The 2,973-nt window shown below is 55.3% G+C and carries 3 protein-coding genes; 2 read left to right on the top strand and 1 reads right to left on the bottom strand.

Annotation, left to right across the window (positions count from 1 at the left end):
- A partial coding sequence (gene hemA / locus H7A81_RS26630; RefSeq protein ID WP_182059271.1) for a glutamyl-tRNA reductase occupies nt 1-1,236 on the bottom strand: 1,236 nt, incomplete at its 3' end.
- A gap of 217 nt (nt 1,237-1,453) precedes the next feature.
- Here hemA and lolB point away from each other — a divergent pair.
- Together lolB and ispE are read left to right on the top strand one after the other, a co-directional pair.
- A complete protein-coding gene (gene lolB / locus H7A81_RS26625) occupies nt 1,454-2,077 on the top strand; it encodes a lipoprotein insertase outer membrane protein LolB (protein ID WP_034824277.1) in 624 nt (207 codons plus the stop codon).
- On the top strand, nt 2,074-2,931 hold the full coding sequence (ispE, locus tag H7A81_RS26620) for a 4-(cytidine 5'-diphospho)-2-C-methyl-D-erythritol kinase (RefSeq protein ID WP_182059270.1): 858 nt from the start codon (nt 2,074-2,076) through the stop codon (nt 2,929-2,931). Before lolB ends, ispE begins: the two co-directional genes overlap by 4 nt.
- Nucleotides 2,932-2,973: the final 42 nt, after the last annotated feature.

Below are 2,973 nucleotides of genomic sequence, written 5' to 3'. Positions count from 1 at the left end.
ACGTAAGATCTGCAGGCGTTCGCTGTCGCCATCGCGCGCGGCCTGCTGCAGTGATTTGGTTGGTGCATGAATCAGACGGTTGGTCAGCTTGTGCGCTAACTCTTGCAAGACTTTCTCGGCATCCGCGCCCTGACGCAGCGCGGCAATCGCACGCTCCTGCAACTCGGCACGCACGTCGTCAGCTTGTGAACGATATTCGCGAATGGTGTCGCCCGCGCTTTGCGCACGCAGCCACGCCATAAATTCGCCACTTTCCTGCACAACTATGCTTTCGGCCTGGACTGCAGCGGCTTTGCGTTGTGCCATATTCTGCTCGATGATCGCTTGCAGATCATCGACGCTGTACAAATAGGCGTTCGCCAGTTTACCCACTTCAGGTTCGACATCACGCGGTACGGCGATATCCACCAGCAGCATCGGCTGGTTGCGACGTGCTTTCAAGGCGCGCTCCACCATGCCTTTGCCAATAATCGGCAGCGGGCTGGCAGTAGAAGAAATAATGATATCCGCATCGGCCAGACGGGTTTCAATATCACCCAACCCAATCACTTCTGCGCCCACTTCATCGGCCAGCAGCTGCGCACGCTCGCGGGTGCGGTTGGCAATCATCACCTTCTGCACTTTGTGTTCACGCAGATGACGCGCCACTAACTCGATGGTTTCCCCGGCGCCCACCAGCAACACGTTGACCGTGCTGAGTGATTCGAAGATTTGACGCGCCAGAGAACAGGCGGCGAAGGCGACAGAAACCGCGCTGGCACCGATTTCAGTTTCGGTGCGAACACGTTTAGCGACGGAGAAGGTCTTCTGGAACATGCGCTCCAGCTCGCTGCTTAGCGCATGGTCACGCGAAGAATCAGCATGGGCCTTTTTAACCTGGCCGAGAATTTGCGGTTCGCCCAATACCAGCGAATCCAGACCGCTGGCAACGCGCATCAGATGGCTGACGGCGGCGTTGTCCTGATGCCAGTAAAGGCTGGCACGGACATCCTCTTCACGCAGATCGTGATACTCGCACAACCAGCGCACCAACCTCTCCTGCAAATCTGTCTGCTGCTCTACGCTGAGATAGAGTTCAGTACGATTACAGGTTGAGAGCACCACACCACTCTGAACCATCGGCTGGGACAACAGGCTATTCAGAGCCTGATCCAGCGTGTCTGGCAGAAACGCAACGCGTTCGCGCAGCGCAACAGGTGCGGTTTTGTGGTTGATTCCGAGAGCAAGCAGCGTCATGGTGATTCGGGTTGGGATGTCCCAATATTTGTCAGGGCTTTGTGAAGCGCATTCTACAAGATGCCACAGATCAAGAAAAGCCATACAAAGGCTATGACTGTAATAAGATTAAACTGATCGTGCGCAATTATCCTTACATCGGCATTGACGGCATAGTATTGGATGGTTAGCGTTATCGGTTACGAAGTAAAAACGTGTCTGAGGAGACGACCACGTGATGCATTTGCCCCCGCGCAAGCTGTTGCGCCTTTTGCCCCTTGCCAGCGTATTGCTGGCTGCTTGTAGCATCAACAAACCACAAGGTCCTGGCCCCAGCACCACCTCACCGCAATGGCAGCAGCATCAGCAAGCCGTTGAGAAAATCACCCAATATCAAACGCGTGGCGCTTTTGCCTATCTCTCCGATAAGCAAAAAGTCTATGCGCGCTTTAACTGGCAGCAAACCGCCGCCGATCGCTATCGTCTGTTGTTAACCAATCCGCTGGGCAGTACCGAGTTGCAGCTGGATGCGCAGGGTTCGGTGGTGCAAATTGTCGATAACAAAGGCAAGCGCTATGTGAGCAATGACGCTGAGAAGATGATTTCACAGTTGACCGGCATGGATATTCCGCTGGCGAATCTGCGTCAGTGGATGATGGGTCTGCCGGGTGATGCCACGGATTATCAGCTCAATAGCAGCTATCAGTTGCAGAGTGTGAATTACAGCCGTAATGGCCAGCAGTGGAAAGTGAACATCTCTGATTACGACAGCAAAGTGAATCCACCGCTGCCAGCCAACCTGGAACTGACAGAAGGTGGTCAGCGTATCAAACTGCGCATGGATAGCTGGACCACGCAATGATCACCACCTGGCCTGCTCCGGCAAAACTGAATCTGTTTCTCTACATTACGGGCCGTCGCGCTGACGGCTACCACAATCTGCAAACGCTGTTTCAGTTTCTTGATCACGGCGACACGCTGGAGATCACGCCTGACTGCAGTGGAAACATTACGCTGCTGACGCCGTTAGCGGGCGTCGCCGATGACGATAACCTGATCGTGCGGGCGGCGCGGATGTTACAGCAAGCCGCGGTCGTTCGCGGTACGCTGCCCGAAAACGCGGGTGCGGAGATAGCCCTGGAAAAACGTCTTCCGATGGGCGGCGGACTGGGCGGAGGCTCTTCCGATGCCGCGACCGTGCTGGTGGCGCTGAACCATTTATGGCAAACCGGGCTTAGCGTGGATGAGTTAGCCACCCTTGGCGTGCAGCTTGGTGCTGATGTTCCGGTGTTCGTGCGTGGGCACGCCGCCTTTGCCGAAGGGGTTGGCGAGGAGATTCAGCCTGCTGAACCTGAAGAAAAATGGTATCTGGTGGCACATCCTGGTATTAGCATCGGCACGCCGGATATCTTTCGCGATCCTGACTTGACGCGCAATTCACCGATACGCACATTAGATGAACTGTTACAGCGTCCTTTTCACAATGATTGTGAAGCTGTGGCAAGAAAACGTTTTCGCGAGGTTGATGCGCTGCTTTCCTGGCTGCTAGAATACGCGCCGTCGCGCCTGACCGGGACCGGATCTTGTGTATTTGCTGAATTTAGCACCGAATCCGCTGCTCGTCAGGTGCTGGAGCTTGCCCCGAAATGGATTTGCGGATTTGTGGCGCGCGGGCTTAATATCTCGCCGTTGCAACGCACCCTTTCCGGGCTCTAAGCGTTTGCGTGACAGTGCCACCCTGTTCCAGGCACTGCACGA

The sequence above is a fragment of the Pantoea sp. ME81 genome (genome assembly GCF_903970985.1).
In the GTDB taxonomy this organism is placed as follows: domain Bacteria; phylum Pseudomonadota; class Gammaproteobacteria; order Enterobacterales; family Enterobacteriaceae; genus Pantoea; species Pantoea communis.
The sequence above is the reverse complement of the archived record's forward strand: the minus strand, read 5'-3'. Positions and strand labels throughout refer to the sequence as shown.